At 53.7% G+C, this 26,527-nt stretch carries 23 protein-coding genes; 14 read left to right on the top strand and 9 right to left on the bottom strand.

Going from position 1 to position 26,527, the window contains the following annotated elements:
- Positions 1-154: 154 nt before the first annotated feature.
- The 8 genes from leuE (at position 155) to CRO33_RS18260 (ending at position 8,143) form a co-directional block, all read left to right on the top strand.
- Complete coding sequence (gene leuE / locus CRO33_RS18225) at positions 155-793, top strand: leucine efflux protein LeuE (protein WP_058961387.1); 639 nt, start codon at positions 155-157, stop codon at positions 791-793.
- 335 nt (positions 794-1,128) lie between these two features.
- On the top strand, positions 1,129-2,115 hold the full coding sequence (locus CRO33_RS18230; RefSeq protein WP_097119112.1) for an ABC transporter substrate-binding protein: 987 nt from the start codon (positions 1,129-1,131) through the stop codon (positions 2,113-2,115).
- Positions 2,116-2,176: 61 nt separating this feature from the next.
- On the top strand, positions 2,177-3,022 hold the full coding sequence (locus CRO33_RS18235) for an ABC transporter permease (RefSeq protein ID WP_097119113.1): 846 nt from the start codon (positions 2,177-2,179) through the stop codon (positions 3,020-3,022).
- Positions 3,022-3,783, top strand: a complete 762-nt coding sequence (locus CRO33_RS18240) for an ABC transporter ATP-binding protein (RefSeq protein ID WP_097119114.1) — start codon at positions 3,022-3,024, stop codon at positions 3,781-3,783. Before CRO33_RS18235 ends, CRO33_RS18240 begins: the two co-directional genes overlap by 1 nt.
- 18 nt (positions 3,784-3,801) lie before the next feature.
- Positions 3,802-5,130, top strand: a complete 1,329-nt coding sequence (gene hisD, locus CRO33_RS18245) for a histidinol dehydrogenase (RefSeq protein ID WP_097119115.1) — start codon at positions 3,802-3,804, stop codon at positions 5,128-5,130.
- The gene (locus tag CRO33_RS18250; protein ID WP_097119116.1) at positions 5,123-6,418 is read left to right on the top strand and encodes a hypothetical protein; all 1,296 of its coding nucleotides are present in this window, start codon (positions 5,123-5,125) and stop codon (positions 6,416-6,418) included. Before hisD ends, CRO33_RS18250 begins: the two co-directional genes overlap by 8 nt.
- Position 6,419: 1 nt before the next feature.
- Complete coding sequence (locus CRO33_RS18255) at positions 6,420-7,385, top strand: zinc-dependent alcohol dehydrogenase (RefSeq protein ID WP_097119117.1); 966 nt, start codon at positions 6,420-6,422, stop codon at positions 7,383-7,385.
- 5 nt (positions 7,386-7,390) lie between these two features.
- Entirely contained in the window at positions 7,391-8,143 is a 753-nt protein-coding gene (locus tag CRO33_RS18260) for an SDR family NAD(P)-dependent oxidoreductase (protein WP_058961388.1), read from the top strand.
- Here CRO33_RS18260 and CRO33_RS18265 read toward each other — a convergent pair.
- Entirely contained in the window at positions 8,136-9,272 is a 1,137-nt protein-coding gene (locus CRO33_RS18265; RefSeq protein WP_097119119.1) for an alpha-hydroxy acid oxidase, read from the bottom strand. The two genes, CRO33_RS18260 and CRO33_RS18265, sit on opposite strands and share 8 nt — an antisense overlap.
- 104 nt (positions 9,273-9,376) lie before the next feature.
- On the bottom strand, positions 9,377-10,213 hold the full coding sequence (locus CRO33_RS18270) for an undecaprenyl-diphosphate phosphatase (RefSeq protein WP_217992814.1): 837 nt from the start codon (positions 10,211-10,213) through the stop codon (positions 9,377-9,379).
- Between the two features lie 438 nt (positions 10,214-10,651).
- Between CRO33_RS18270 and CRO33_RS18275 the strand changes: the two genes are divergently transcribed.
- From CRO33_RS18275 to biuH, 3 genes are read left to right on the top strand one after another with little or no spacing between them, the layout of a single operon-like run.
- Positions 10,652-12,100, top strand: a complete 1,449-nt coding sequence (locus CRO33_RS18275) for an amidase (protein ID WP_097119121.1) — start codon at positions 10,652-10,654, stop codon at positions 12,098-12,100.
- A complete protein-coding gene (locus CRO33_RS18280) occupies positions 12,093-13,403 on the top strand; it encodes a purine-cytosine permease family protein (protein ID WP_097119122.1) in 1,311 nt (436 codons plus the stop codon). Before CRO33_RS18275 ends, CRO33_RS18280 begins: the two co-directional genes overlap by 8 nt.
- The gene (biuH, locus tag CRO33_RS18285) at positions 13,396-14,103 is read left to right on the top strand and encodes a biuret amidohydrolase (RefSeq protein WP_097119123.1); all 708 of its coding nucleotides are present in this window, start codon (positions 13,396-13,398) and stop codon (positions 14,101-14,103) included. Before CRO33_RS18280 ends, biuH begins: the two co-directional genes overlap by 8 nt.
- Here the strand turns inward: biuH and CRO33_RS18290 are convergent.
- A complete protein-coding gene (locus CRO33_RS18290) occupies positions 14,092-14,994 on the bottom strand; it encodes an alpha/beta hydrolase (RefSeq protein ID WP_097119124.1) in 903 nt (300 codons plus the stop codon). The genes biuH and CRO33_RS18290 overlap by 12 nt on opposite strands.
- Before the next feature lie 98 nt (positions 14,995-15,092).
- On the bottom strand, positions 15,093-16,424 hold the full coding sequence (locus CRO33_RS18295) for an aspartate aminotransferase family protein (protein WP_097119125.1): 1,332 nt from the start codon (positions 16,422-16,424) through the stop codon (positions 15,093-15,095).
- Between the two features lie 98 nt (positions 16,425-16,522).
- On the opposite strand from CRO33_RS18295, the gene CRO33_RS18300 reads away from it, so the two are divergent.
- The gene (locus CRO33_RS18300; RefSeq protein ID WP_097119126.1) at positions 16,523-17,422 is read left to right on the top strand and encodes a LysR family transcriptional regulator; all 900 of its coding nucleotides are present in this window, start codon (positions 16,523-16,525) and stop codon (positions 17,420-17,422) included.
- A 300-nt stretch (positions 17,423-17,722) separates the two neighbouring features.
- Here CRO33_RS18300 and betA read toward each other — a convergent pair whose 3' ends face one another.
- From betA to betI, 3 genes are read right to left on the bottom strand one after another with little or no spacing between them, the layout of a single operon-like run.
- On the bottom strand, positions 17,723-19,402 hold the full coding sequence (gene betA / locus CRO33_RS18305; RefSeq protein ID WP_097119127.1) for a choline dehydrogenase: 1,680 nt from the start codon (positions 19,400-19,402) through the stop codon (positions 17,723-17,725).
- A 26-nt stretch (positions 19,403-19,428) separates the two neighbouring features.
- The gene (gene betB, locus CRO33_RS18310) at positions 19,429-20,901 is read right to left on the bottom strand and encodes a betaine-aldehyde dehydrogenase (RefSeq protein WP_097119128.1); all 1,473 of its coding nucleotides are present in this window, start codon (positions 20,899-20,901) and stop codon (positions 19,429-19,431) included.
- A gap of 13 nt (positions 20,902-20,914) precedes the next feature.
- Positions 20,915-21,511, bottom strand: coding sequence for a transcriptional regulator BetI (gene betI / locus CRO33_RS18315; protein ID WP_034824050.1), 597 nt, complete (start codon positions 21,509-21,511; stop codon positions 20,915-20,917).
- Between the two features lie 253 nt (positions 21,512-21,764).
- Here betI and CRO33_RS18320 point away from each other — a divergent pair, with 253 nt between their 5' ends.
- Entirely contained in the window at positions 21,765-23,795 is a 2,031-nt protein-coding gene (locus CRO33_RS18320; RefSeq protein ID WP_045815600.1) for a choline transporter, read from the top strand.
- 86 nt (positions 23,796-23,881) lie between these two features.
- Positions 23,882-24,856: a UV DNA damage repair endonuclease UvsE gene (gene uvsE / locus CRO33_RS18325; protein WP_097119129.1), complete on the top strand. Its 975-nt coding sequence runs from the start codon at positions 23,882-23,884 to the stop codon at positions 24,854-24,856.
- Here the strand turns inward: uvsE and CRO33_RS18330 are convergent.
- Both CRO33_RS18330 and CRO33_RS18335 read right to left on the bottom strand, forming a co-directional pair.
- The gene (locus CRO33_RS18330; RefSeq protein WP_097119130.1) at positions 24,843-25,316 is read right to left on the bottom strand and encodes an OmpA family protein; all 474 of its coding nucleotides are present in this window, start codon (positions 25,314-25,316) and stop codon (positions 24,843-24,845) included. The two genes, uvsE and CRO33_RS18330, sit on opposite strands and share 14 nt — an antisense overlap.
- Entirely contained in the window at positions 25,313-26,527 is a 1,215-nt protein-coding gene (locus tag CRO33_RS18335) for a diguanylate cyclase domain-containing protein (RefSeq protein ID WP_058961349.1), read from the bottom strand. Before CRO33_RS18335 ends, CRO33_RS18330 begins: the two co-directional genes overlap by 4 nt.

Below are 26,527 nucleotides of genomic sequence, written 5' to 3' on the forward strand. Positions count from 1 at the left end.
TCAGTGATACGCAGTCGTCGGACGACATGGCACAGCGTCATCTGCTACAATATCGGGCCAATTGCAGCGCGATCCGCTGTCAATTTTCACCTGTCAAATCAAAACAAAAGCCATCGGGCGAATTAACCTGCATGGCGGTGGAGTAGTGGTTGTTATGTTGCACGATGTAGGAATTATCAATGTCTGGACGTTTCTGGCGGGTGCGCTGGTGATTATTCTGCTGCCCGGCCCAAACAGTTTATACGTGCTGCGTACCGGGATGAGCCGCGGTGCTAAAGCGGCGTCTAAGGCGATAGCAGGGGTGATGATGGGTGATCTGATTCTGATCTTCCTTGCCTGGGCCGGTGTCGCGACGCTGATTCGCACCAGTCCGCACATTTTTATGGTGGTGAAGTATCTGGGCGCGATGTTCCTGCTCTACTTAGGCGTAAAAATCATTCTGGGTGCATTGCGCAAGCGCGAAGGTAACCAGCCCGCTGAAGCCGTTAAAATAGAAAATTATTTCCTGCGCGCACTGCTGCTGGGCGTGACCAACCCGAAAGCCATTCTGTTCTACGTCTCCTTTTTCATCCAGTTTATTGATCCAGCAGTCACTCACACTGCGCCTGCCTTTGCAGTGCTGGGCTCGATGATTCAACTGATCAGCCTGAGCTATTACCTGATTTTGCTGATGGCGGGCAACGTGATGGTTCGCTTTCTGAAAAACCGCACTCGACTGGTAAAACTGGGGAATATGCTCACCGGCATGTTGTTCTTTGGTTTTGCTGTGCGCTTAATGAGTGCACAAAGTTAATTTTATCCCCAGCGCTAATATCCAGGAAACAGCAGGAAAACCTGCTGTTTCCGTTTTCGGGTAGCATTTAAATCATCCCCGGCTTTCTACTCCCACCAAAATTTGTTGTGACCCGCCCAGCTTTTTTCTTTTAATTTATTCGACGTTCTTAATGAGCAGGATATTGTTTGCCATAGTGCAGTGCACTATTGGTGTGCACCGTTAAGGCGCAGAAAAGATTAATGACTGCGGACACAAGCGGATATTTAACTGGCACCACTCTTGCATACCCTTGTATATACATGAGTGTATCACTTGTCGCTAACACCCCATAATCATAACAGAAGGAAATAACTATGTTTTCTCTCCATGCTGTGAAGAAATCAGTTTCTCATGTTTGCTGCTTAGGTTTATTCACACTCGCGGCACACTCTGTTTATGCAGCGGAAACAGCGCCTATCAAAATGGGGGTTGAACCCTGGTTGGGCTACGGCCAGTGGCACATAGCCTCGGCAAAAGGCCTTTTTGCCAAATCTGGGTTGAACAAGGTTGAAGTGATTAACTTCGCCGAAGATAAAGATATCAATGCGGCGCTGGCGAGTGGTCAGATTGATGCCGCCAATATCGCTACTCACACCGCTATGGGGATAATTTCCGCCGGGCTGCCGGTAAAAATCGTCCTGGTGCTGGATCAGAGCAACACGGCAGACGCCATCCTGGCGAGCAAAGAGGTCGGCAGCGTTAAGGAGCTCAAAGGCAAGCAGGTCGCATATGAAGAGGGCACCACCAGCGATATCCTGCTGCGCAGCGCGCTGGCATCGGCAGGATTATCCTTTAGTGATATTAAACCGGTGCCGATGCCTGCAGCTTCGGCTGGTAGTGCCATCCTGGCTGGAAGAGTACCCGTAGCAGTCACCTACGAGCCGTATCTCAGCGTGGCGAAGAAATCAGACCCCAGTATTAAAATGCTGTATAGCGGATCTTCCGATCCAGGTTTAATCAGTGATGTGCTGGTCGTGCGTGATGATTTTATTAAAAGCCACCCGGATGAAATAAAAGCATTAATTAAAACCTGGGGTGCGGCGCTCGATTTTTATAACGCCAATACCACTGAAGGCCGCGCCATTATTTCTAAAGCGGTGGGGGCTACGCCTGAGGATTTAGATACCGCCTTTGATGGGGTTAAATATTTTACCTTGAGTGAAAACAAAGCCTATCTCTCACATGATTTCACCACTAAAACCTTCCCGCATATTTTAAAAGCGGCAACCGAGGCCGGAATTGTGACCCAACCGGTGACGCCTGCTCAAACCATTGATGCAGAGTTTGCCAATCAGCAATAAGCGTTGATAGCGCCTCTCTGCCGCACCTGTCAGCGGAGAGGCATGGAAATCAGGAGGGGGCATGAGTTCAGTTGAGTTGCAGCGGGTTAATCATCAGGCGAAGAAAAAACGCCGTCGAAGTCACCTTTTAACCATTGGTAGAGAACCCTCACGGGCCCAATTTTTAACTATCGCGATTCTGGTGTTCGTATTCTTGATTCTGGCCTGGTGGCTGGCCACATCCTCAGGAGCAATCAAACCTATTTTTCTGCCGGGCATTGAACGCGTCTGGCATCAGATGGTGACGCTGGCACAGAACGGTACTTTGCAAAGTGATATCGCCAGCAGCCTGTATCGCATGGTGATTGCGTTCGCGATCTCCTCGGCGATGGCCATTTTCATTGGCGTTCTGGCGGGTTGCTACGGTTTGTTTAAAGCCATAGTTGAACCTCTGGTCGATTTTATTCGCTATATGCCGGTGGTGGCGTTTGTCCCTCTCACCATTTTATGGACGGGTACTGACGATATTCAGAAATTCCTCGTGATCTGGATTGGTACCTTCTTTCAGCAGGTGCTGATGATGATCGATGCCATCAAACGCGTGCCACCTGATTTCGTCGGGCTGGGTCGTACCCTTGGCTTATCCGATCGCAAAATCTTACTGCGAATTGTCATCCCCTCTGCTTTACCCGCAATTTGGGATGCATTGCGCATCAGCCTCGGTTGGGCATGGACGTGGTTAGTGCTGGCTGAATTGGTGGCTTCTACCTCAGGTTTAGGCTACCGCATTGTGGTTTCCCAACGCTATTTCCAGACCGACACCATCATCGGCTACATCCTGTTACTGGGGCTGCTGGGCCTGATTACCGACCAAATCATGCGCGCCGCTGAGCGTGTGTTATTCCGCTACAACCGGAGACGTTCCTGATGGCGAGCTTAACAATAAATAAACTGGAGAAGAGTTTCGCTCAGGGGAAATCTCGCCGCCGCGTGCTGCATGGCATCGACCTGACGCTCAATGACAACGAGTTTGTTTCGATTGTTGGGGCTTCCGGCTGCGGCAAAAGCACACTGTTATCTATTGCAGCTGGTCTGGAGGAGTTTGACAGCGGCGATGTGCTGGTAGACGGGCAACCGATTCCCGGCCCTGGGCTGGATCGCGGCGTAGTGTTCCAATCTTACACTTTGCTGCCGTGGCTGACGGCGCGCGGCAATATTGAATTTGCCCTGAAAGCCGCAGGCACACCAGCCAGCCAGTGCCGGGAAATCGCGCAGCAGCATCTGGAACTGGTGAAACTGGGTGATGCCGCCGATCGCTGGCCCAGTGAACTCTCGGGAGGGATGAAGCAGCGTGTGGCCATCGCCCGAGCGCTCTCGTATCGCCCCAAAATTCTGTTAATGGATGAGCCTTTTGGCGCGCTGGATGCCATGACGCGTCACCAGATGCAGCAGTTACTGATTGAGATTTGGGAAAAGCATCGCCTGACGGTGATGTTTGTTACGCACGATATTGAAGAAGCCGTCAGGCTGTCGGACCGCATTGTCGTGATGGGCCCAGGAAAAATCGATACCACTTTCGCGGTGAACTTACCGCGCCCCCGTCATGAGGGGATCAATCGCGTACCTGAATTTATCGAGCTGCAGCATAAGGTGCTGAGCCGCATTCACCAACACGAATTCACGCACTGACAATATTGAGGATTAACTATGGCCGTTTCATTTCATGATCTGTCAACGTCTGACGTATTACCTGAGCAGCTATTCAAACGCACCGAATCTGACCTGTCGAGTTTTGCCGAAAAGGTGAAGCCGATTATTGAAGCAGTCAGAACTGAAGGGGATCAGGCGTTAATTCGTTTTGCCCGTGAATTTGATGGCGTGCAGCCAGAAACCTTTGCCATCAAGGCTGACGAACAGGAGTTCGATGCGGCATTCGAACGCGTTGATCCGCAGGTGATCGACGCGATCCGTTTCGCGGTGGAGAATATCCGCGCGTTTCATGAAGCACAGAAGCCCGAGGAGATGTGGTGGAAAGAGATGCGTCCTGGTGCTTTTGCCGGTGATCGCCATGTTCCGATTGATGCCGTAGCCTGCTATGTCCCGCGCGGTAAGGGTTCATTTCCCAGCGTATTGCTAATGACAACCATCCCCGCCATCGTCGCCGGTGTGCCGCTGCCCATTGTGATTACGCCCCCAGGCCCGGATGGCACTGTGGATGATGCAACGCTGGTTGCTGCGCGGTTGGTGGGAATTGAGCACGTGTACAAATGTGGCGGTGCACAAGGGGTGGCGGCAGTGGCGTTTGGCACCGAATCCATTCCGAAATGTTTAAAAATTGTCGGCCCCGGCAGTCCCTGGGTGGTAGCGGCCAAACGTCAGCTTGCGCATTTGATCGATCCCGGTGTGCCTGCGGGTCCTAGCGAAAGCCTAATCTTAGCGGATGATTCGGTGAATGGGGCATTGGCGGCGCTCGATCTGATAATTGAATCCGAACACGGCCCGGATAGCTCGGCTTATCTGGTGACGTCCAGCCGTCGCGTGGCGGAAGAGGCCATCGCCGCGCTACCGGGCTACTGGCAGCAGATCGGTGAAAAAAGGGCAAATTTCTCCCAGCGCGTACTCTGTGGCGACCACGGTGGCGTGATCCTCACCAAAGACTTTGCCACGGCGATTGAATTCGTCAACGCGTACGCCCCGGAACATCTCGAAGTGCTGGCACACGAACCGATGGATGTGATGATGAAAATCCGCAATGCGGGTGAAATTCTGCTGGGAGAGCATTCGCCGATTGTGCTGGGTAACTTCGTGCTCGGGCCTAATGCGGTGTTACCAACCAACGGGGCGGCGAAAACCGCAGGACCGCTCTCGGTGTTTGACTATATGAAGCGTATGTCTATCGCTTATGTCACCAGCCGGGGCTATCAGGAATTGGCTCCTAAAGCCAAACGCTTTGCGGAATATGAAGGGTTCCCCGGCCATGCATTGGCGGTGTCAGATATCCGACAGACCTTACTGAAAGGTGGGCGCGATGAATGATCGCCTGCGTCCTCCACTTGCGGCAGAAGCGCGTCGTTTAACCAAAGAAAACCAGTGGGAACGTGCCAGCGAGAAACTTCAGCAGTTGATCGCAGATGTCACCGGGATCGAGGCGATCAGCCTGCAGATCAACCGCGATCAATACAGCCTGAACTCTTTAAATGGTCGCGTGGTGCTCGCGGATGGGCGCACGCTGTTTTTCAAATTCCATCACGAAGAAGGGGAAGAGCACACCATTGATGAGTATTACCGCGCTGAACTGTTGCGTGAGCATGGCTTCGCTGTCGATGTGCCGGTCTACACCTGCGGTGAACCGGGACGACAAATTCTGCTGTACAGCTTACGCAACGATCAGCGTCTGGCGGATGTGTGCCGTGCAGTGGAATCCACAGCGGACTGGAAGCAATCAGCAGCGATTATTGAGGCTCAGCGTCGCGCCGATAGCGATATTCTCGCTCACACGCTGCCGCCGTTGCGTATGGCAACGGCGGCAGAAGTGGCAGCTGAATCTATTCATCAATTGTTCTGGAATCGACTGGTTTCCGAGGGTGATCCGGATGGCTTGGGTGGGCGAGTAGCGCAGTTCTATATTGGGCAGCGCTTCACGCTGGGTGAGGTGCAGCTCGATTGGGAAACTCTGAGCCAGATGCATTGGCAGGTCAACGGCGTGTTATATCCCAAGACTCTTCACCAGCTGTTCCTGGCCGCGGGAGAAGTGTTGAAACCTGCTGCGCTGGCGTCTCACGGTGTCGTGGTGGCACATGGTGATGCACACAATGCCAACGTATGGTACGAAACGCAGCACGGTGAACCTGAACTGGTGAGTTTCGACCCTGCTTTTGCGGGTAGCAATATTCCCGCTTTACTGGCTGAAATTAAAGCCACGTTCCATAACATTTATGCGCATCCGTGCTGGTTGTATGAACCTGACGATGCCGCCGCCCGCTATCAGGTCAATGTGCGGTGCGATGGCAACACGCTGATTGTTGAACATGACTGGCAACTCAGCCCGCTACGCCGCGCATTTCTGACCAGTAAAGGAGAGCTTTACTGGAAGCCTTTGCTTGCAGCCCTGCAGGAGAAAGGCTGGCTGCCCGGCAACTGGCAACAGATTATGCGGCTGGCGTTGTTCTGCTGTCCGACGCTGGTGATGAATTTACGTGCCGGCTCATCCAGTAACCATAATCCGACAAGCTCAGCGATTGGCTTCTCGGTTGCCGTGATGCTGGCGTGCGGCGGAGAGGATGAATTCACCCACTGGATCAACAGCCTGATCACGGAGAACTGAGATGAAAGCGATACGCCTCAAAAGTATTGGTCAGGTCACTGTTGATGAACTCTCCCCACCCGATTTGCCCGCCGGATGGGCCAGGATCAACGTGCACTCAGCAGGAATCTGTGGCTCCGATTTACATAATTTCAAAACTGGAAAGTGGATTGCTCATCTTCCGGTAACACCAGGACATGAGTTGTTCGGCGTCATTAGCGAAATCAACGGCGAGAGCGACCGCTTCCAGCCAGGCATGCGCGTAGTCGCTGATTCGCGCGTGTATTGCGGCCATTGCGCATTTTGCTCGTCTGGCGCGATGAACCTGTGCGAGTCCCTGGGCTTTGTAGGAGAAGTGTTTGACGGTGGTTTTGCTGAACAGGTGGCGTTACCGCTAAGTAGTTTGCTGGCGGTACCCGATGCGATTCCCGATGAGATAGCGGTATTGAGTGAACCGCTAGGCGTGGCGTTGCGAGTGGTGAATCAACTCAATCCCGCAGAAGGTGATGCTGTGTGTGTCACGGGCGGCGGAACCATCGGAGGTTTGACAGCGTTACTTCTGCATCGCTTGAAAAAATGTCAGGTGCAGTTAATCGAACCGAATGCGCAGCGCTATCAATTGATCGCTTCTGTCGTGCCGCTGTCCACGCCCCAAAAATATGCCTTGGGTGTTGAAGCCTCAGGATTTCCTGCCGCACTCTCGCAGCTGATCGCAGGGATAACTTCGGGTGGTCGCATTGCGATGGTCGGAATATTTCACCATACGGACGGCATCGATCTGAATGCTTTAGTGGAGCGGGAGATCACGCTGGTGGGTTGCAGTGTCTTCCAGCATGAACAGCAGGCGGCACTGGATATCATGGCCTTGCTGGCGGACGACTTAACAGGGCTTATCGCGCCACCGGTGCAGCTGGATGATGTGCCTGAAACCTATCAGACGCTGATTGAGGGCAAATCGGCCTTCCTGAAAACGGTAATCAAATTATGAGTGTCATGACGTCATTTTCCTTACAAGGTAAAAACGCATTGGTCACGGGCGGGACACGTGGCATTGGTTATGCGCTGGCACAGGCGTTGGCTCAGGCCGGTGCGCGTGTGACGATCACCGGTCGTGATGCGGTTACACTAAAAGCCGCGGTGGCGCAGTTGCGCGCCTCTGGCGTAGAGGCACAGGGACTGATTCTGGATGTCACTCAGGTTGAAAGCATCCAACAGACGCTAGCCGCTGCGGGGCGGGTGGATATTTTGATTAACAATGCAGGCACCGAACAGATTCGCCCTTCGCTCGAAGTGGATGAAGCGTTGTGGGATACCATTGTTGGCACTAACCTCAAGGGCGCATTTTTTTGTGCTCAGGCGGTGGCGAAAAACATGGTTTCTGCGGCATCCGGCGGTGCGATCATTAATGTGTGCTCGCTGACCACCTGTGTGGGCGTGCCCGGCGCCGTTGCCTATGCCAGCTCCAAGTCAGGATTGGCGGGGATGACGCGCACGCTGAGCGCGGAATGGGCGGCGCATAACATCCGCGTGAATGGCATCGGTCCCGGCTACTTCGAAACGGAAATGACTCAGGTGTTTTATCAGGATGACGCGTGGCGCGACGCGATGCAGAAAAAAATCCCGCTTGGTCGATTTGGTGAATTCGACGATCTGGCCGGCAGTGTGGTTTTTCTTAGCTCGGAGGCTGCCCGATATATCACCGGGCAGATTCTGTATGTCGATGGGGGATATCTGGCCTCTATCTGATCTGCAGCATCTCTGGCCGCAGGTCTGCAAGGATGTTGCAGCCTAATTGGGCCAGCGTGCGGTCAACTTCCTGAACCAGCGCAGTGATCACCTCGTTCGCCAGTGCTTCGCCACCTGCGGCCACCGCATACAATAAGGGCCGTCCAATCAATACGGCATTAGCCCCGAGGATCAGCGCTTTAATCACGTCGGTGCCGCGGCGGAAACCGCTGTCGATCAGGATGATAAATTCATCACCGACCGCCGCTCGCACACTGGCAAGCACAGACATTGGGCTGGCGGTACAATCCAGTTGTCTGCCGCCGTGATTCGACAGGACAATGCCTTGAGCACCGATTTTTTGCACCATAAGGGCATCATCAACGGTCATGATGCCTTTCACATACAACCCGCCGTCCCACAGTGAGCGGATCCACGCCAGCGTTTCCCAGCTCAAGGTCTGGTCCATTTGCTGAGCGAAGTAAGTGGCACCGCCGGCTCCTTGTTGCTTTTCAGCGGGCAGGTAAGGCTTAAGATTGCCGAAGCCCGGCATACCGTGTGGCACCAGAGTGCGCAGCACCCAGCCCGGTTTCATCGCCACGTCACAGAGTGCCGGGAATGAGAGTTTCATGGGCCGTCGATAGTGCTGCTTATCGCGCTCACGATGACCAAAATGCACCGCATCAACGGACACCACCAAAGCAGTACAGCCTGCGTCTTTGGCGCGACTGATCAAATTCTCAGTTACTTGCTTATCTTTAAGGACGTAGAGTTGAAACCAACGTTCCTGATGACCAGTCGCTTGTATATCCTCAATAGAAGCGGTTGAAACGGTGCTCTGGATATGGCCAATGCCCGCCTGAGCCGCAGCGCGGGCGAGCATGAGATCGGATTGATTTCTCAGCATGCCGTTATAGCCAGTGGGAGCAACAAGAAGTGGGGCAGCCAACTGCGTGCGGCCAAGGGCAACACCGATATTCCGCTGACTGGAATCGCGTAATACTGAGGGTAAAAATCGCCACTGTTGAAAGATAGCCCTATTGTGATTGAGCGTCACTTCCCCCTCTGCGCCACCATCAATATAGTCGAAAGCGAAATGGGGCAGTGTGCGTCTGGCTTTTGCGCGCAGTTGTTCTGGATTGAGCTTCATCTTTATCCCTGTCTGTCATTCGAGGTTACCTACCTGTATAGACAACCTGCAAGCAGCATGCCAATGATTTCACTGCTGAGGTTCAGAGAAGCTCAATCCGCGAGTCAGCCCAACCAACCAATCAGTGCCGCAGCGCACAAGCAATAGCCACCGAACAGATGCCAGCGATCATGCTCCAGCCAGCGGGAAAGCCAGCGTAGCGCCAGAAGTCCGGCGACAAAACTTAATATCATGCCCACCAGGCTGGGCAGAAGCACTCCGCTGCTCACTGTGACCGTACCAGCAGAACCTGAACTGAAAGCACGCAGGCCCTCTTTAACGATCACCGCCGGTGTCAGCACCACGGCTAACGCAAAACTAAATTCTTCCGCACGTTTACGGGCCACACCCAATGAAAGACCGGTAGAAATCGTGGCGCCAGAACGAGAAAAACCGCGAAATGGCAGGCATAAACCCTGAACGAAACCAATACCTGCAGCGCTTAAGGGCGAAAGTTCGCCGCGATCTTTTTCTTTCAGGCGTGAAGAGAGGATAATTAATAAGCCTGCTGCAGCGAGACCACTGGCGATTATTTTACTGTTACTGAATAAGGATTCTATTTCGAACGTGTCGTCGTTCGCGGCGAAGAAATATTTAATCAGCTTCATTAGCGCTAAACCCACTACGCCGGTCACTGCGGTGGCGAGAATAATTAAAAATACATTCTTCTTAAATGCACGGCTCGAACTGAAATAGGTCTCCCGCCAGTTATTCCAGAAGTAAACAATCACCGCGAACATCGTGCCGGTATGCAGCATCACCAGCAACAGTGTCATATCGGGGGCCGCAGGGTCCAGCCCCAGGAGTTTCTCCGTCATAATGACGTGTGCAGAGCTGGAAACCGGCAGTAACTCTGCCAGCCCCTGTATTACGGCCAGAATGGATACATCGAAATAATTCACCCGTTCGCCCTCAGATAAAATAATGGGAAATGAGACCTGACTTAACCTGGCACACCCTGCCACATTTCTCATTTTAGCCGTGATAAGTATTATCCTATTCGTGATGTCGTTTATGAAATGTTTACTGAATTAAAAATCGAATAATACGCAGGTTATAACTGCATGACGTGGCGCTGTATTTTCCGATGATGTTTTATCCATCCAGTGACATTTAGCAACGCTGAAAGCAGCCTGCATCGGTGATGACCAAAATGGCGCATCGCTGCGCTATTTTTGTGCTTCCTGTTAAACCGAATGCATTAAAACGAAACATAAGTATTCGATCTTGTATCCAAGTCCGTATCCCATCAGGCGTTATCTCCTCGCCGCTGATTGTTGGCACCTTCTGGCACGCAAACTGCATTAATCCCGTTAAGTGACCAAATCGGGAGATGAATCATGTTTGAGGCTTTACTGGATGAGGATGCTACTACATTGGCAGCGCTGATCCGCAATGGCGAGGTGTCTGCCCGCGAATTAACGCAAGCCGCGTTGGATCGTATGGAAAAACGCGAACCACTGATTCGGGCTTTTTGTACGGCATCACCCGAATTGGCGTTACAGCAGGCATCAGTGGTGGATGCGAAGCGTGCACGCGGTGAAGCGCTGGGGGCTTTTGCGGGTGTGCCATTGGCGGTAAAGGATCTCATTTGCACGGCGGGTGTGAAAACCACCTCCGGTTCGGCAGCCTATGCCGATTTCATTCCTGAAGATGACGACATCACCGTCGAGCGCCTGCAGGCTGCTGATGCTGTGCTGCTGGGGAAAACCACTGCGCCCGAGTTTGGTTATAGCGGCGTTGGGCACAATCCGCTGTTTCCTTCACCGCGGAATCCCTGGGATTTGAGCAAAACGCCCGGCGGTTCAAGTGCCGGATCCGGCGCGGCGCTCGCCGCTCGCCTTTGCCCGATGGCATTGGGCAGTGACGGCGGCGGATCGGTACGTATTCCAGCGGCGCACTGCGGCGTTTATGGATTCAAGGCCTCGATGGGGCGGGTGCCGTTATGGCCTGGCTGCCGCGATGAACGCTTTCCCGGCGTCTCTAGCTGGGAATCACTGGAGCATATTGGCCCCATGACACGCACGGTGCGAGACAGCGCACTGATGATGTCAGTGATGGCAGGCCCGGATATGCGCGATCGTCACTCCATTCCCTGCAGCGACGTGAACTGGATTTCCTCTCTGGAAAAACCCTTAAACGGGCTGCGCATTGCGTTTAGTGCCGATTTTGGCTACATCGCCGTCGATAAAGAGGTGCGTGACGTTGTCACTAAGGCCGCTCGACATTTCGCCCGTGAACTGGGGGCGGAATTAGAAGAGGTTGATCCAGGGATTGCCGATGAAGGCGCCACCTTTGCCGCGCTGGTGGCCTTTGAAAGCGATCTCACAGGCATGCGTCAGATGCAAAGCGAACTGGGCTCACGCATGTCACCTCATCTGAGCGCCATGCTGCAACGCGAATGGCGCGCTGAACACTTTACCGACGCCAATACCGCACGCAAGAAGATCTGCAATCAGCTGTGGCGATTTATGCAGCGTTACGACTTGCTGTTGACGCCAACGCTGGCAGTGCCGCCGTTCCCGCTCAATATGCAGGGACCGGAAATCATCGATGGGCGCATGGTGCGAAGCGATCATTGGTTGTCGTTCTGTTATCCCTTCAATTTCACTGGCCAACCGGCGGCCTCAATCCCTGCGGGCTTCACCGCCAGTGGCTTGCCGATTGGTCTGCAAATCGTGGGTCGTCATCTGGACGATGGCCTGGTGCTGGCGGCAAGTGCCGCTTTCGAGCGCATCCAACCGTGGAATCACCTTTATCCTGACTTAATCGGAGTTGCCCATGAGTAACAAATCCTCCCCTGCGCTGGAGCAGGAATTTGAACACGAACCGGTACCTTTAAGTCACCGTCACTCGACGCGGTCGGTATCAGCTGTCTGGTTCGGTTTCCCGATGATCCTTACCAACGCGTTGTTTGGTGGCATTATTACCTGGCATTTGGGTTTCTGGCCCGCGCTGATTGCCATCCTGCTCGGCAATCTGGTGCTGTTCGCTTATGTTGGCGCTCTGAGTTGGTTTGCAGGTAACACCGGGATGAACTTCGCCCTGCAGGCAAAGCGTACCTTTGGCACTAAAGGCTATATCCTCGTTTCCGGTTTTCTCTCGACCGTCGTGATTGGCTGGTATGCGTTTCAAACGGGTTTAACTGGTACAGTCATTAACCAAACCTTTGGCTGGAACGCACTCGCGGTGACCGCTATCGCCATGGTGCTGTATACCGGCGTCACCTTCCTCGGCGTGCGTGCGTTGTCGATCCTGGGCATGATTGCCGCACCGTTGTTTGTGGTGCTCGGTTTGGTCGCACTGTGGTTGATTGGGCAGGATCACGATTTCAGCACCATCACTCAGTTCAAAGGCAGTACTGGTGCAGTCGGCGCCATGAGCATGGGAACGGCGGTGACCATGGTGGTGGCAGGATTCGCCGATTCGGGCACCATGACCGCGGATTTTACCCGCTGGTCGAAAGACGGCAAATCAGCGGTTATCGCGGCATTTTCCGCCTTTCCTATGGCGAACGTCATCTCATATCTGTTCGGTGTGGTGATTGTAGCGGTGGGCGCGGCGTTTGATTCGGTCAATAATGGCGGTAATTTCCTGCCAATGCTGATGAACCATGGCACGTTACTCTCCATCATCGCTTTCCTGTTTGTTTTCATTAACCTCGGCTCGGTTTGTACCCATTGTTTGTACAACGGTGCCGTTGGCTTTAGCCATCTGTTCAGCAGCAAGATGCGAGTCTGGACGTTGATCCTCGGCGCCATCGGCGGGGCACTGGCGCTGGCGGGCGTCTGGTCTTACTTCCTCGAGTGGCTGAGTTTGCTCGGCATCGTGGTACCGCCGTTTGGTGCGGTCATGATCGTTGACCTGATCTTCATGGCAAGAATCAGCGAGCAGCGCAAAACCCGTCGTCTGCGCGGTAGCGCTTTTGCCGCCTGGGCGATTGGCAGCTTGTGTGCGGTGATTGCCCACATTGAATTCCCGCAGTTTGGTGAAGCGGTGATTGGCCTGGTGACGGCTGCTGCCAGTTACACTTTGATTGTCAAACTGAAACGTGAAAACGCAGCGAGCCTGATGGAGCAGAAAAATGCCTGAATTCACCATTGATTCAACACCTTATCCCTGGCCCTTTGATGGGCGGTGTACGCCTGCGGATACCGCACTGATCATTATCGATATGCAGACCGATTTTTGTGGCAAGGGCGGCTACGTCGATAGCATGGGGTATGACATCGCACTGACCCGCGCTCCGATAGCGCCTTTGCAGCGCGTGCTGGCACGCATGCGGGAGTTAGGCTTCCCGATCATCCATACGCGTGAAGGCCATCGTCCTGACCTGAGTGATTTGCCGGCCAATAAACGCTGGCGTTCAAAGCGGATGCAGGCGGAAATCGGTGCGCCCGGTCCCTGTGGCCGCATTTTGGTGCGCGGTGAGCCGGGCTGGGAAATTATCCCGGAGCTGGCGCCACTGGCGGGTGAAACCATCATTGATAAGCCAGGCAAAGGCTCTTTTTATGCCACCGATCTTGAACTGATCCTGCGCAGTCGGGGGATACGTAATCTTATCATCTCAGGTATTACCACCGATGTCTGTGTGCATACCACGCTGCGCGAAGCCAACGATCGCGGCTTCGAATGTCTGGTGCTGTCTGATTGCTGCGCCGCGACCGAGCTAAAACACCACGAAGCGGCACTAAGCATGATTCACATGCAGGGCGGTATTTTTGGTGCGGTGGCCAGTTCGGAGACGTTGCTGGCGGGCCTGGCTCAACCTTCCGCCGCGCTAAGCGTTTAACCATTGCAGATAATGTCCCGGCCACTCAGTCGTTTGTGTGCCGGGCTTACCCAATCCAAAACCATGCCCCCCGATGGGATAGCGATGCATCTCAACCGGCACATGCTGCTGCTTGCACGCGGCAGCCATGATCAAGGTGTTGTGTGGATCGGAAACAGGATCGTCTTCGGCCTGCACCAGGAAAAACGGCGGTGATTGCGGATTAACATAGGATTGAACCGACCAGGCGGTATCCGCGCTGAGTGATGCGTCTTTCCCGACCAACACTTTATGCGTGGAGGTGTGTTCATAAGGTGGCTCAAGCGTAATGATGGGATAGATCAGCGCGGCACGATCGGCCGTTGCGGGGAGATTGTCCATTGCATCACTGGCCTGATAAGCGTGAAAATCCGCGCGGTTCGCCGCCATTCCCAGCAGGTGCCCGCCAGCCGAAAAGCCCAATACGCTGACATTGTTCTCACGGTGGCGCACGATACGCAGTGCGCGCTGTGCATCCTGAAGTGACACTAACGCGCCATCTTTCCAGCCTTCCTGCGGCAGGCGATAACTCAGCACATACGCTGTGTAGCCTTGAGCCGCCAGCCACGCGGCAGCGGGCCAGGCTTCTTTGCCCATTTCGATACGCGTATAGCCGCCGCCAGCCGCAATCAGTACAGCGCGTCCCTTCGGCTGAACAGGCTTAAAGACGGTGAGCGTCGGCATGGCAATATTCCGCTGCGCACCTTTGGCACTAAACGTCATCGCCCCTAAAGGTCCACCGCCACCAGGCGGTTGTTTTGGCCACAAGGGCAATACCTGTGCGGGTTTTGCCGAGGAAGCGGCCAGGCTAAAGCCGCAGCGCGCAGCAAAGGGGGAGAGCAGTAAACCGGTAAGAAAGTGGCGACGGAGCATGGCCGATCCAGACTGAATGCAAAAAGGTATTGAATCAGAAGAATCGGCAGAGAGTATGAAGAAGATGTTGTTAAGTATGACCAATCAACTCATTTTCCTCACGCTATGTGATGTAACGTCTCACCTACAGCGTCAAACAAGCGATCCAACTCGGCAGGCTGTGTATTGAACATCGGGCCAAACTGCAGCGTATCGGCACCGAAGCGCACATAAAAACCGGCTTTCCACAGCGCCATGCCCGCTTCAAACGGCCGAATGGTGGCATCGCCGCCGCGCGGAGCAAGCTGGATGGCACCCACCAGACCGCAGTTGCGGATATCGATGACGTTCGGGCAATCACGCAGCGCATGCAGTGCATGGGCAAAATGCGGTGCCAGCTCGGCGGATTGCGCAATCAGCGCGTCATGTTCCAGTAACTCCAGCGTCGCCAGGCCCGCCGCACAGGCCACCGGATGGGCAGAGTAGGTGTAGCCGTGAGCAAATTCAACCGCGTGTTCTGGCAGTTTTTGCGCCATAAAGGTGTTGTAGATTTCGCTGCTGGCGACCACGCCACCCAGCGGCACCGCGCCATTGGTGATCTGCTTGGCGAAATTGAGGATATCGGGCGTGACGCCAAAATACTCAGCGCCGCTCCAGCGGCCCATACGACCAAATCCGGTGATCACTTCGTCAAAAATCAGCAGGATATCGTGCTGCGTGCAGATTTCACGCAGGCGCTGCAAATAGCCTACCGGTGGGATAATCGCCCCCGCAGAGCCGGAAAGAGGCTCAACAATAAGGGCGGCGATGTTGGAAGCATCATGCAGCTCAATCAATTTCAGCATCTCATTAGCCAACGCCACACCGCCGGTTTCGGCCTGGCCAGCAGTGAAGGGCAGATCGGTTTGCAGCGTGTGTGGAATATGGTCAACGTCCATAAACTGACCGAACATCTTACGATTGCCGCCAATGCCGCCCAGGCTGGTTCCGGCGATATTTACGCCGTGGTAACCTCGCGCGCGTCCGATAAATTTGGTTTTCGCCGGCTGGCCTTTGATGCGCCAGTAAGCGCGCGCCATCTTCACCGCCGTGTCTGCTGATTCCGAACCCGATCCGGTGAAGAACACATGGTTTAGATCACCCGGCATATGCTGGGCAATCTTGTCTGCCAGCTGAAATGACAGCGGATGACCGTACTGGAAGCCGGGCGAATAATCGAGCGTACCCAGTTGTTTCGCCACCGCCTGCTGGATTTCACTGCGGCAGTGGCCCGCGCCACAGGTCCATAAACCGGAAAGGCTATCAAAAATCTGCCGTCCTTTATCATCAGTCAGCCAGCGGCCTTGAGCGCCGACAATGATACGGGGATCGCGCTGGAAATTCCGGTTGGCAGTAAACGGCATCCAGTGCGCTTGCAGATTGAGATCGGTAGTGTTGACAGCATCAGACATGATGTTTCTCCAGACGGGTGTATGAAGAGTTTGCATTTAACGGTTAGTTAAGTTAAATCCCTATTAATTCATCTTCAGTTATTGATTTACTCACATATATGAAAAGCAAATCGCTCGCGCAGGTCACCGACTTTGATCTCAAATTATTGCGCCTGTTCAAAACCGTTAATGAGAGCGGCAGCTTCTCTGCGGCAGAAAGTTTATTGGGGATGACGCGTTCGGCTATTAGCCTGCACATGGGCGATCTGGAAAAGCGACTTGGCATGCGATTGTGTCAACGCGGACGGGCGGGTTTTGCCTTAACCGAAGAAGGGCGTGAGATCCTGCGTCACAGCGAAAGTATGATGGCGGCTATCGAGCAGTTTCGCCTGCAGGTTAATCAGATGCATAAGCAGCTGCGCGGGGATTTGAATATCGGGATTATCAATAATCTGGTCACGCAACCACGCATGAAAATTACCCATGCGCTGGAGAAACTGCATGAGATAGGTCCCGACATTAGGCTGAATATCAGCATGATGACAGCTGCAGAGATTGAAAGAGGGCTGATGGATGGTCGATTGCACGTCGGTGCACTACCGGTCACTTCGCCAATTTCCGGTCTGGATTACATGTCGTTATATGATGAGCGGTCGCAGCTTTACTGCAGCGACACCCACGCGCTGTTTTCCCACGAACCTGATGATGCACAACTGAAAAGGTGTGATGCCATCGCACCTGCATTTCGCATGACGGCAGAAGCCATTGCCATGCATCAGAAACTCAATTGCAATGCAACGGCAACCGACCGCGAAGGCATTGCCTTTTTGATTCTCACCGGCCGCTTTATCGGTTTTCTGCCCGATCACTATGCCGCACAGTGGGTGGATAAAAAGACCATGCGCGCCATTGCACCGGAACGTTTCCACTTCACCAGTAAGATCGCTGTGGTAACACGCAAAGGGCGCAATCAGAATGCCATTCTTGAAAGATTTTTACAGGCGATTGATTGGGAATGAGTTTTAACAAAAGATGTAAAGCAAACGCGTTACTAGTTACAACATACTTTAAAGCTGCATCAATACGCTAAATGCCGGCAATTGTGCGTCATCAGTCTACAGGAAAGAAGGGAGCGTCAGTCACTGCAGAATATGACGAACCTCCCTGCTTTAAGTTGTAAAAGGGGGTGCATGATGCCGCAAGACGCGATCAACTGGGCTCAGATGACATTAAGCTTGAGTTACAGCGGCTGATTATGGCTTATCTGCAAAGCTAGCTGGAAATGAGCAGGGTGACGAGAGCCACCCTGATAAAAACGGTTAAGCGCGCTTCGGTTCACCACGCACCGGCAGATCGCCAGCGACGAAGTAATCTGCTTCGCTACGCGGCAACGGCTGGCGACCACGAATGTTATCCGCGATCTTTTCACCGATCATGATGGTGGTGGCATTCAGGTTGCCAGTGATGATCAACGGCATAATTGACGCATCTACCACGCGCAACGCCTGCAATCCATGCACACGACCTTCACCATCAACCACCGCCATGCTATCGCTGCCCATTTTGCAGGTGCCGCAGGGGTGATAGGCGGTTTCCGCATGGTTACGCACAAACTCATCCAACTGTTCATCAGTCTGGCAATCGAGGCCCGGACTGATTTCTTTGCCGCGATACTTATCCAGCGCGGGCTGATTGATGATCTGGCGCGTAATACGAATCGCGTCACGAAATTCCTGCCAGTCCTGTTCATGTGCCATGTAGTTGAACAAAATAGCCGGATCACGACGCGGATCGCGCGATTTAATCTGCACATGCCCACGGCTCGGTGAACGCATTGAACCTACGTGACACTGGAAACCGTGCGCTTCAACGGCGTTAGAGCCGTTGTAGTTAATCGCTACTGGCAGGAAGTGATACTGAATGTTCGGCCAGGTAAACTCTTCGCGGCTGCGAATAAAGCCACCGCCTTCAAAATGGTTGCTGGCACCGATGCCGGTCCCGTTAAACAGCCACTCTGCACCGATCTTCGGCTGGTTCCACCATTTCAACGACGGATAGAGTGACACCGGCTCTTTGCACTCGTACTGCAGGTACATTTCGAGGTGATCCTGCAGGTTTTCGCCGACGCCCGGCAGATCATGTACCACCGGAATGTCGAATTTGTTCAGCAGCGCAGCAGCGCCCACGCCAGAACGTTGCAGAATCTGCGGCGAGGCGATGGCACCGGCGCACAGCAAAACTTCACGTCGCGCATGCACCTGATGTGGCGTGTTGCCCGATCCCTGCAAATATTCCACGCCCACCGCGCGCTTGCCTTCAAACAGGATGCGATCGGTGGTGGCATGGGTGACGATCTTCAGGTTTGGACGCTTTTTGGCGGTATCGAGATAGCCACGCGCGGTGCTGGATCGACGACCTTTCGGCGTGACGAAGCGATCCATCGGTCCGAAGCCTTCCTGCTGATAGCCGTTCAAATCTTCCGTGCGTGGATAGCCGGCTTCAACACCGGCTTCGATCATCGCAGCAAACAGCGGATTGTTATCGGGTTTACAGGTGGTGATGCTGACCGGGCCTTCACCGCCGTGATAGTCATTGGCGCCAATATCGCGGGTTTCTGACTTGCGATAGTAGGGCAGGCAGTTCAGGTAGCTCCAGCTTTCCAGCCCAGGCTGCTGCGCCCAGTTATCGAGATCCATCGCGTTGCCGCGGATATAACACATACCATTGATCAGCGATGATCCGCCCAGACCTTTACCGCGTCCGCACTCCATGCGGCGGTTATTCATATGCGGTTCTGGCTCGGTTTCATACGCCCAGTTATAGCGTTTTCCCTGTAGCGGATAAGCCAGCGCGGCTGGCATCTGCGTGCGGAAATCGAAGCGGTAGTCAGGGCCACCCGCTTCTAAAAGCAGCACATTCACGCTGCTGTCTTCGGTCAGTCTTGTTGCCAAAACGTTCCCTGCGGATCCGGCTCCGATAATGATGTAATCAAATTCCATTAGTCGCTCCTCAGGTTAAAGCTCAATTAAAATACGGACTGAAAACGGGATAACTCGACCTGCACCGACTTCACCTGGGTGTAGTTTTGCAAGGTCATCAGGCCATTCTCACGGCCAATACCAGAGTGCTTGTAGCCGCCCACCGGCATTTCGGCGGCAGATTCGCCCCAGGTGTTGATCCAGCAGATACCCGCTTCGATCTGGTGAATCACGCGGTGTGCGCGGTTCAGGTCTTGCGTCACTACGCCCGCAGCCAGACCGAAATCGGTGGCATTGGCGCGACGTACCACTTCTTCTTCGCTTTCGTAAGTCAGAATCGACATCACCGGCCCGAAGATTTCTTCACGCACAATGGTCATCTCATCACGGCAGTCGGTGAATACGGTCGGTTCAACCCAGGCTCCGTCATCGAAATCGGCGCCGCTCAGACGTTTGCCGCCGCACAGCAGACGCGCGCCTTCGTTGATACCGGATTCGATATAACGCATCACGTTGTCACGATGGGGGAAGCTCACCAGCGGGCCGAAATTGGTGTCAGGATCGTTGAGGTCACCCGCTTTGATGCGTGCAACACGTTCAGCGATTTTCGCTTCAAACGCGGCCTGGAATTTTGCCGGGATAAACACGCGCGTACCGTTAGTGCAGACCTGGCCTGAGCTGTAGAAGTTGGCCATCATGGCGATGTCAGCGGCCAGATCGAGATCGGCGTCATCAAAGATAATCAGCGGCGATTTGCCACCCAATTCCATAGTGACTTCTTTCAAGGTGGAGCCCGCAGCATTCGCCATCACTTTTTTGCCGCTGGCCACGCCGCCGGTAAAGGAGACTTTATCGATGCCCGGATGGTCAGTCAGCAGTTGACCAGTGACCGCGCCACGACCGTTCAGCACATTGAATACGCCGGCAGGCACGCCCGCTTCGGTGTAAATTTCTGCCAGCTTCAGTGCTGTCAGTGGAGTGACTTCACTCGGTTTAAAGATCATCGCGTTACCCGCTGCCAGTGCAGGGGCAGATTTCCATAAGGCGATCTGAATCGGGTAGTTCCACGCACCAATACCAGCGACCACGCCGAGCGGTTCACGACGGGTATAAACAAACGCCGTGTCGCGCAGTGGGATCTGCTGGCCTTCCAGCGTCGGGATCAGACCGGCGTAATATTCCAGCACGTCAGCACCGGTCACGATGTCAACATATTGGGTTTCGCTCAGCGGCTTACCGGTGTCGAGGGTTTCCAGCGCGGCCAACTCGTCGTTGCGCTCACGCAGAATATCGACGGCACGGCGCAGAATGCGTGAGCGCTCCATGGCGGTCATCGCGGCCCAGACTTTCTGGCCTTTTTGCGCGGCAGCGACAGCACGATCAACATCGGCCTGTTCCGCCTCATGTACTTCGGCCAGTACTTCGCCATTGGCCGGGTTGATGGTCTGGAATGTATTACCTGCGCTCGCCGCAATGAACTGACCATCGATATACAGCTGCTGTTCGGTGAATCGGGACATGATTTCTCCTTCCTCAGTGATTCAGTGCGCCAGCAAGTTGCTGACGGATAAATTGGGTGGTGAGCGTTTTCGCGACATCGATATTGAAGGGCAGACCGCTTAGCGCAGCTCGCAGCCAAAGGCCATCGATTAGCGATGCCAATCCGTGAGCCGCCAGTCGCGCCTGTTCACGCGGCAATTCACGGTGAAACTCGGCGGCGAGAGTTGAAAACAGGCGTCGACTACTGACCCGTTCCAGACGACCCAACTGCGGCTGATGCATGCTGCTGGCCCAGAAATCCAGCCAGGCTTTCATTGCCGCGCTGTGCACCTGCGTGTCATCGAAGTTACCTTCGACAATCGCCAACAAGCGTGCTTCGGTCTTCGCGCCCGCCAACGGTTTCAGGCGGGCAGCCACGGCATCACGTAACTGACGAGTGATATCGCGCATAGTGGCTTCCAGCAAACCGTTCTTGTCCTTGAAGTAGTGGCTGATGATGCCGGTCGAAACCCCCGCACGGCGGGCAATCTGCGCAATAGTTGCGTCATTAATTCCTACCTCGTTAATCGTATCGAGGGTTGCATCAATCAGCTGCCGACGACGAATCGGCTGCATTCCCACCTTTGGCATGACTCCAGCTCCACCACAATGTCAGAGGACTATTTAAACTTTTTTTGATTGCACGTTCAATATAAAAAAGAATTTTGTTAGGATACTGTGCTTCGATTGTTACAAAAGCGCAGCGGTGAACCGGGCTATGCGGCTCATCGTCAGAAGAAAGCACTACAGGGAGGGATAACAGGGGTACTGATAACAACAAGGCCTGGCAGACAGGTCTCGCTAATCCATTGAGTCATTACAGGAAATTAACCAGAGGTCATCGATGATTAATCCACCTGCCAGTGAAAAAGACAGAATCAATCCTGTGGTGTTCTACACCTCAGCCGGACTGATTCTGACATTTTCACTTGTCACTATTTTTTACAGCGAGCTGGCTGCCAGCTTGATTCAGACTGCGGTTAACTGGGTTACCGCTACGTTTGGCTGGTACTACATGCTGGCCGCGACGCTGTATATCGTTTTCGTTATCTACATGGCCTGTTCACGTTACGGCGCCATCAAGCTCGGGCCAGAGCAATCCAAACCAGAATTCAGCTTATTAAGCTGGTCAGCGATGCTGTTTGCGGCCGGTATCGGTATCGATCTGATGTTCTTCTCAGTGGCCGAACCGGTCACGCAGTACATGCAACCGCCTGAGGGCGCCGGACAAACCATGGAAGCCGCCCGACAAGCCATGGTGTGGACGTTGTTCCACTACGGCGTAACTGGCTGGTCAATGTACGCGCTGATGGGGATCGCGCTGGGGTACTTTAGCTACCGCTACAATTTGCCGCTCACCATCCGTTCTGCGCTGTATCCAATCTTTGGCAAACGTATTAACGGGCCGATTGGCCATACCGTGGATATTGCAGCGGTAGTGGGGACCATCTTCGGCATCGCCACCACCTTAGGGATCGGCGTGGTTCAGCTCAATTATGGCCTGAACGTGTTGTTCGATATTCCGGAAGGCTTTACCGCGCAGGCGGCGTTGATTGTGCTGTCGGTGATTATCGCCACCATTTCCGTGACCTCTGGCGTGGATAAAGGCATCCGTATTCTGTCGGAACTCAACGTTGCGCTGGCATTGGGGCTGATTCTGTTTGTGCTGTTCATGGGCAAAACCGACTTCCTGCTGAATGCGCTGGTGCTCAATGTCGGTGATTACATCAACCGCTTTATGGGCATGACGCTGAACACCTTTGCGTTTGATCAGCCAAGAGAGTGGATGAACAGCTGGACGTTGTTCTTCTGGGCATGGTGGGTCGCCTGGTCCCCGTTTGTTGGCTTGTTCCTGGCGCGTATTTCACGTGGTCGCACTATCCGTGAGTTCGTGCTCGGTACGCTGATTATTCCGTTCACCTTCACGCTGTTGTGGCTGTCGGTCTTTGGTAACGCCGCGCTGTATGAAATTATCCACGGTGATGCCGGCTTTGCTCAGGAAGTGATGGCGCATGCAGAACGTGGCTTCTACAGCCTGCTGGCGCAGTATCCGGCGTTTAAGTTCAGCGCTTCGGTCGCCACCATTACCGGCATGCTGTTCTACGTCACCTCAGCGGATTCCGGTTCACTGGTGTTGGGTAACTTCACTTCGAAGCTGAAAGACATCAACAGTGATGCACCGAACTGGCTGCGTATCTTCTGGTCAGTGGCGATTGGTGTTCTGACCATGGGTATGTTGATGACCAACGGTATTTCTGCGCTGCAGAATGCAACGGTGATCATGGGACTGCCGTTCAGCTTTGTGATCTTCTTTGTGATGGCCGGTTTGTATAAGTCTCTCAAAGTGGAAGACCATCGCCGCGCCAGCGCCAGTCGTGAAACGGCACCGTACATTCCGGCCAGCAACGATCGCCTGAGCTGGAAGAAACGTCTGTCGCGTCTCATGAACTATCCAGGCACACGCTACACCCAGCAAATGATGGAGAACGTCTTATTCCCGGCAATGCAGGATGTAGCGAAAGAACTGGAGTTACGCGGCGGTCGGGTTTCACTGGACCGCGTGGAGCCGGAAGAGGGCCATCCGTTAGGTTATCTGGATTTGCGCGTGCTGCTGGGTGAAGAGCAAGACTTCGTGTATCAGATCTGGCCGCAGCAGTATTCGGTGCCGGGCTTTACCTATCGAGCGCGCAGTGGTAAATCGACCTATTACCGTCTGGAGACATTCCTTCTGGAAGGTAGCCAGGGCAACGATTTGATGGACTACAACAAGGAGCAGGTGATTATCGATATTCTCGATCAGTACGAACGTCACCTGAACTTTATCCATCTGCATCGCGAAGCACCGGGCAGCAACATTACTTTTCCAAGCGTGTAACCCTACGGACAGCGGCAGCCCTGCCGCTGTCCGTGCACTTTCCCTGGAGCAAGCTACACTTTCAGCCTGCTCTAAGGGAGACTGAAATGAAATTGGGTTTTGCGTGTAAGTACTTCGATGCACAGGCTAAGCAGCCGTTTCCGTTTAAAATCACCACGCGTACGCGTTTCCTGAGTCTTGATCGCGAAGAACAAGCGCGTTTACTGTCGCAGCTGGCAACCAACAACCTCGAAAACCAATTCCTCACGCTGCAACAACTGGCGAAACTGCCGGATGCGATGCGCATGATGCGGATTGGCAGCGACCTGTTGCCGCTGTATACCGTACCAGAGGCCACCGCCATCTACAGCGAACTGATGCCCGACTTACAGCCGCTGCTGGGCCGCTGTGGCGAATTTGCCCGCGCTCACAACATTCGTCTCTCATTCCATCCTGGACAATATTCCGTACTCGCTTCGGATAATGAAGGGGTAGTGGATCGGGCAATTGAGGATGTGGAGTACCATGCGCTGTGTGCCGTGTTAATGGGGTATGGTCGCCAGTTTCAGGATTTCAAAATCAATATCCATATGAACGGCAAAAAAGGCATCGAGGGGTTTCGCGCGGCGTTTCAGCGTCTCTCTCCTGAAGCACGCAATATGCTGACGGTTGAAAATGATGAAATCTCTTGTTCGCTGGATGATGTATTACAGGCGCGCGATCTCTGTCCGGTGGTGCTGGATATTCACCATCACTGGGTGAAAGAGAATCAATTTATCAAAGCGGATGATGCGCGTATCCCGTTAATTATCGAATCGTGGCGCGGTGTGCGTCCGGTATTACACTATTCGATTGCGCAGGAAGGATTAATCCCAGAACATGGCTTCCCGGATCAGCACGATTTAACGGTGGCAAAAACCAAACTGCGTGCGCATTCTGACTACTACTTCAATCAGGATTTAAACGACTGGGCGCTGTCATTTACTGACTTCGACATTATGTGCGAAGTGAAAATGAAAAATCTGGCGGTCGAGCGCTTATACCGTTATGCGCTCGACCAGGGTGAGATTAAGGCGAGGTAATTACAATCGCCACACGGCGATTCTGCGCGCGGCCTTGTGCACTGTTATTGCTGGCAATCGGGGCGCTCATACCCAGGCCTCGGGTGGTGATGTTGGTTCGCGGTACATCAGCACCCAACGCCCATTGTGTTGCCACAGCATCAGCACGTTTCAGTGACAACTGCTGGTTATAATCCGCCTTGCCGTAATTATCCGTATGACCGTCAATGCGGACATGCTGAATGCCCGTCGCTGAGAGGTTTTTCGCCATATTGGCGATGTTGGCTTTACTGGTCGCGGTGAGTTCAGACTCATTTACCCCAAACAGGATTTTGTCCGATAAACCTAATCCCCAGCCTTCCATGTTTTCAGTAAAGCCCGCGCTTTGCATCGCTGCAATCTGTGCGGCGGTGAAACGACCTTTTGACTGACATCCCGCGCACACCAGAATACACAGCATCAGAAAGAGTTTGATTTTCATACCCGTACCTTACTTATCCCTTTATTTTTGTACATATGCATATCCGCACGTTCCAGAATTGATTGCACCGTATCGCCATGCTGCGACCAGGCGTAACCAATTGTGACCGAGGTGGTTATCGGTGTGCCTTCCGCGATCATAATCTTCTGCGCAATGGCTTCCCTGATCTCCTCTGTCAGCTGCAGCAGCTGTTTCTCAGTCGCGCGGCTGGTTATTAACATCGCAAACTCATCACCGCCGAGGCGCGCGACCATATCCTGTTTATAGGCCAGTGCAAGCAGGCGGGAACCGATGGCTTTCAGCACCTCATCGCCCGCCGCATGTCCCCAGTTATCATTGATGCTCTTGAATCGATCGCCATCCAGGAACAGCAACACAAAGCGCTCATGAGCGAATTGGCCATCAAGCAATCGGGTTAACTGCGTGACAAAGGCGGCGCGGTTGGCCAGTCCGGTGAGCGGATCTTCCAACGCTTTCGCCGCTAATGACCGGTTATCACGCAGTAACGAAGCTTGCAGCGATTGCATCTCCGCTAACAACGAGTTGAGATCGTCCGAAAACAGCTGAAATTCTTTGGTCGGGCTTTCAGGGATTCGCAGTGAAAAATCCCCCGAGCTGATGACGTAATGAATCGAGCTGGTGATATTGCGCAGCGTCTGCAAAATGCCCCGATGCAAGAATGCGCTTAGCATAAAGGCGACGATTAACACACACAGCATACCGCTGGATAAAATCATCACCGAGTAACGGATAAAATCCGTCGCCCCTTTGACTGTACCCGCCAGCGTCAACGTCCCGACGACATTTTCCGCATGGTTAATATTCACGCTCAGCGGGCGCGCGTAGATCCATTCGCGTAAGAAGTTCTCATACCAGCCATCCTGCTGCTGTTGATCTTGCCAGTTAACCAGCACCGTTTGGTCGTCCGTCACCAGTTTTGCCGTAGCAAACATGCCTTCGTTGCCCAACATGGCAATTTTTTTGTGGGCGTCATAACTGTCTTCAAAGACGGTGGCGGCGGTCAGGCTGTTGCTCAGCGTCGCGGCAATCAGCTCCAGGTTGCGCTTCTCATAACGCTTGATGAAAAGTAACGAAGTGGAGGTCAGCAGCAACCAGCACAGCAACAAGATAACGGCGGAGTTGATGATGCTGATCTTGCGCAGCCTGATGCGGATAGATGATTTTTCATTTTTAATTTTTTCAAATTTCAT

The organism is Pantoea sp. GL120224-02 (genome assembly GCF_900215395.1).
Lineage (GTDB): Bacteria > Pseudomonadota > Gammaproteobacteria > Enterobacterales > Enterobacteriaceae > Pantoea > Pantoea communis.

What these genes read in the sequence shown, in the direction of transcription:
- leuE (WP_058961387.1), top strand. Translation starts at nt 155, where the DNA reads ATGTTGCACGATGTAGGAATTATCAATGTCTGGACGTTTCTGGCGGGT.
- CRO33_RS18230 (WP_097119112.1), top strand. Translation starts at nt 1,129, where the DNA reads ATGTTTTCTCTCCATGCTGTGAAGAAATCAGTTTCTCATGTTTGCTGC.
- CRO33_RS18235 (WP_097119113.1), top strand. Translation starts at nt 2,177, where the DNA reads ATGAGTTCAGTTGAGTTGCAGCGGGTTAATCATCAGGCGAAGAAAAAA.
- CRO33_RS18240 (WP_097119114.1), top strand. Translation starts at nt 3,022, where the DNA reads ATGGCGAGCTTAACAATAAATAAACTGGAGAAGAGTTTCGCTCAGGGG.
- hisD (WP_097119115.1), top strand. Translation starts at nt 3,802, where the DNA reads ATGGCCGTTTCATTTCATGATCTGTCAACGTCTGACGTATTACCTGAG.
- CRO33_RS18250 (WP_097119116.1), top strand. Translation starts at nt 5,123, where the DNA reads ATGAATGATCGCCTGCGTCCTCCACTTGCGGCAGAAGCGCGTCGTTTA.
- CRO33_RS18255 (WP_097119117.1), top strand. Translation starts at nt 6,420, where the DNA reads ATGAAAGCGATACGCCTCAAAAGTATTGGTCAGGTCACTGTTGATGAA.
- CRO33_RS18260 (WP_058961388.1), top strand. Translation starts at nt 7,391, where the DNA reads ATGACGTCATTTTCCTTACAAGGTAAAAACGCATTGGTCACGGGCGGG.
- CRO33_RS18265 (WP_097119119.1), bottom strand. Translation starts at nt 9,272, where the DNA reads ATGAAGCTCAATCCAGAACAACTGCGCGCAAAAGCCAGACGCACACTG.
- CRO33_RS18275 (WP_097119121.1), top strand. Translation starts at nt 10,652, where the DNA reads ATGTTTGAGGCTTTACTGGATGAGGATGCTACTACATTGGCAGCGCTG.
- CRO33_RS18280 (WP_097119122.1), top strand. Translation starts at nt 12,093, where the DNA reads ATGAGTAACAAATCCTCCCCTGCGCTGGAGCAGGAATTTGAACACGAA.
- biuH (WP_097119123.1), top strand. Translation starts at nt 13,396, where the DNA reads ATGCCTGAATTCACCATTGATTCAACACCTTATCCCTGGCCCTTTGAT.
- CRO33_RS18290 (WP_097119124.1), bottom strand. Translation starts at nt 14,994, where the DNA reads ATGCTCCGTCGCCACTTTCTTACCGGTTTACTGCTCTCCCCCTTTGCT.
- CRO33_RS18295 (WP_097119125.1), bottom strand. Translation starts at nt 16,424, where the DNA reads ATGTCTGATGCTGTCAACACTACCGATCTCAATCTGCAAGCGCACTGG.
- CRO33_RS18300 (WP_097119126.1), top strand. Translation starts at nt 16,523, where the DNA reads ATGAAAAGCAAATCGCTCGCGCAGGTCACCGACTTTGATCTCAAATTA.
- betA (WP_097119127.1), bottom strand. Translation starts at nt 19,402, where the DNA reads ATGGAATTTGATTACATCATTATCGGAGCCGGATCCGCAGGGAACGTT.
- betB (WP_097119128.1), bottom strand. Translation starts at nt 20,901, where the DNA reads ATGTCCCGATTCACCGAACAGCAGCTGTATATCGATGGTCAGTTCATT.
- betI (WP_034824050.1), bottom strand. Translation starts at nt 21,511, where the DNA reads ATGCCAAAGGTGGGAATGCAGCCGATTCGTCGTCGGCAGCTGATTGAT.
- CRO33_RS18320 (WP_045815600.1), top strand. Translation starts at nt 21,765, where the DNA reads ATGATTAATCCACCTGCCAGTGAAAAAGACAGAATCAATCCTGTGGTG.
- uvsE (WP_097119129.1), top strand. Translation starts at nt 23,882, where the DNA reads ATGAAATTGGGTTTTGCGTGTAAGTACTTCGATGCACAGGCTAAGCAG.
- CRO33_RS18330 (WP_097119130.1), bottom strand. Translation starts at nt 25,316, where the DNA reads ATGAAAATCAAACTCTTTCTGATGCTGTGTATTCTGGTGTGCGCGGGA.
- CRO33_RS18335 (WP_058961349.1), bottom strand. Translation starts at nt 26,527, where the DNA reads ATGAAATTTGAAAAAATTAAAAATGAAAAATCATCTATCCGCATCAGG.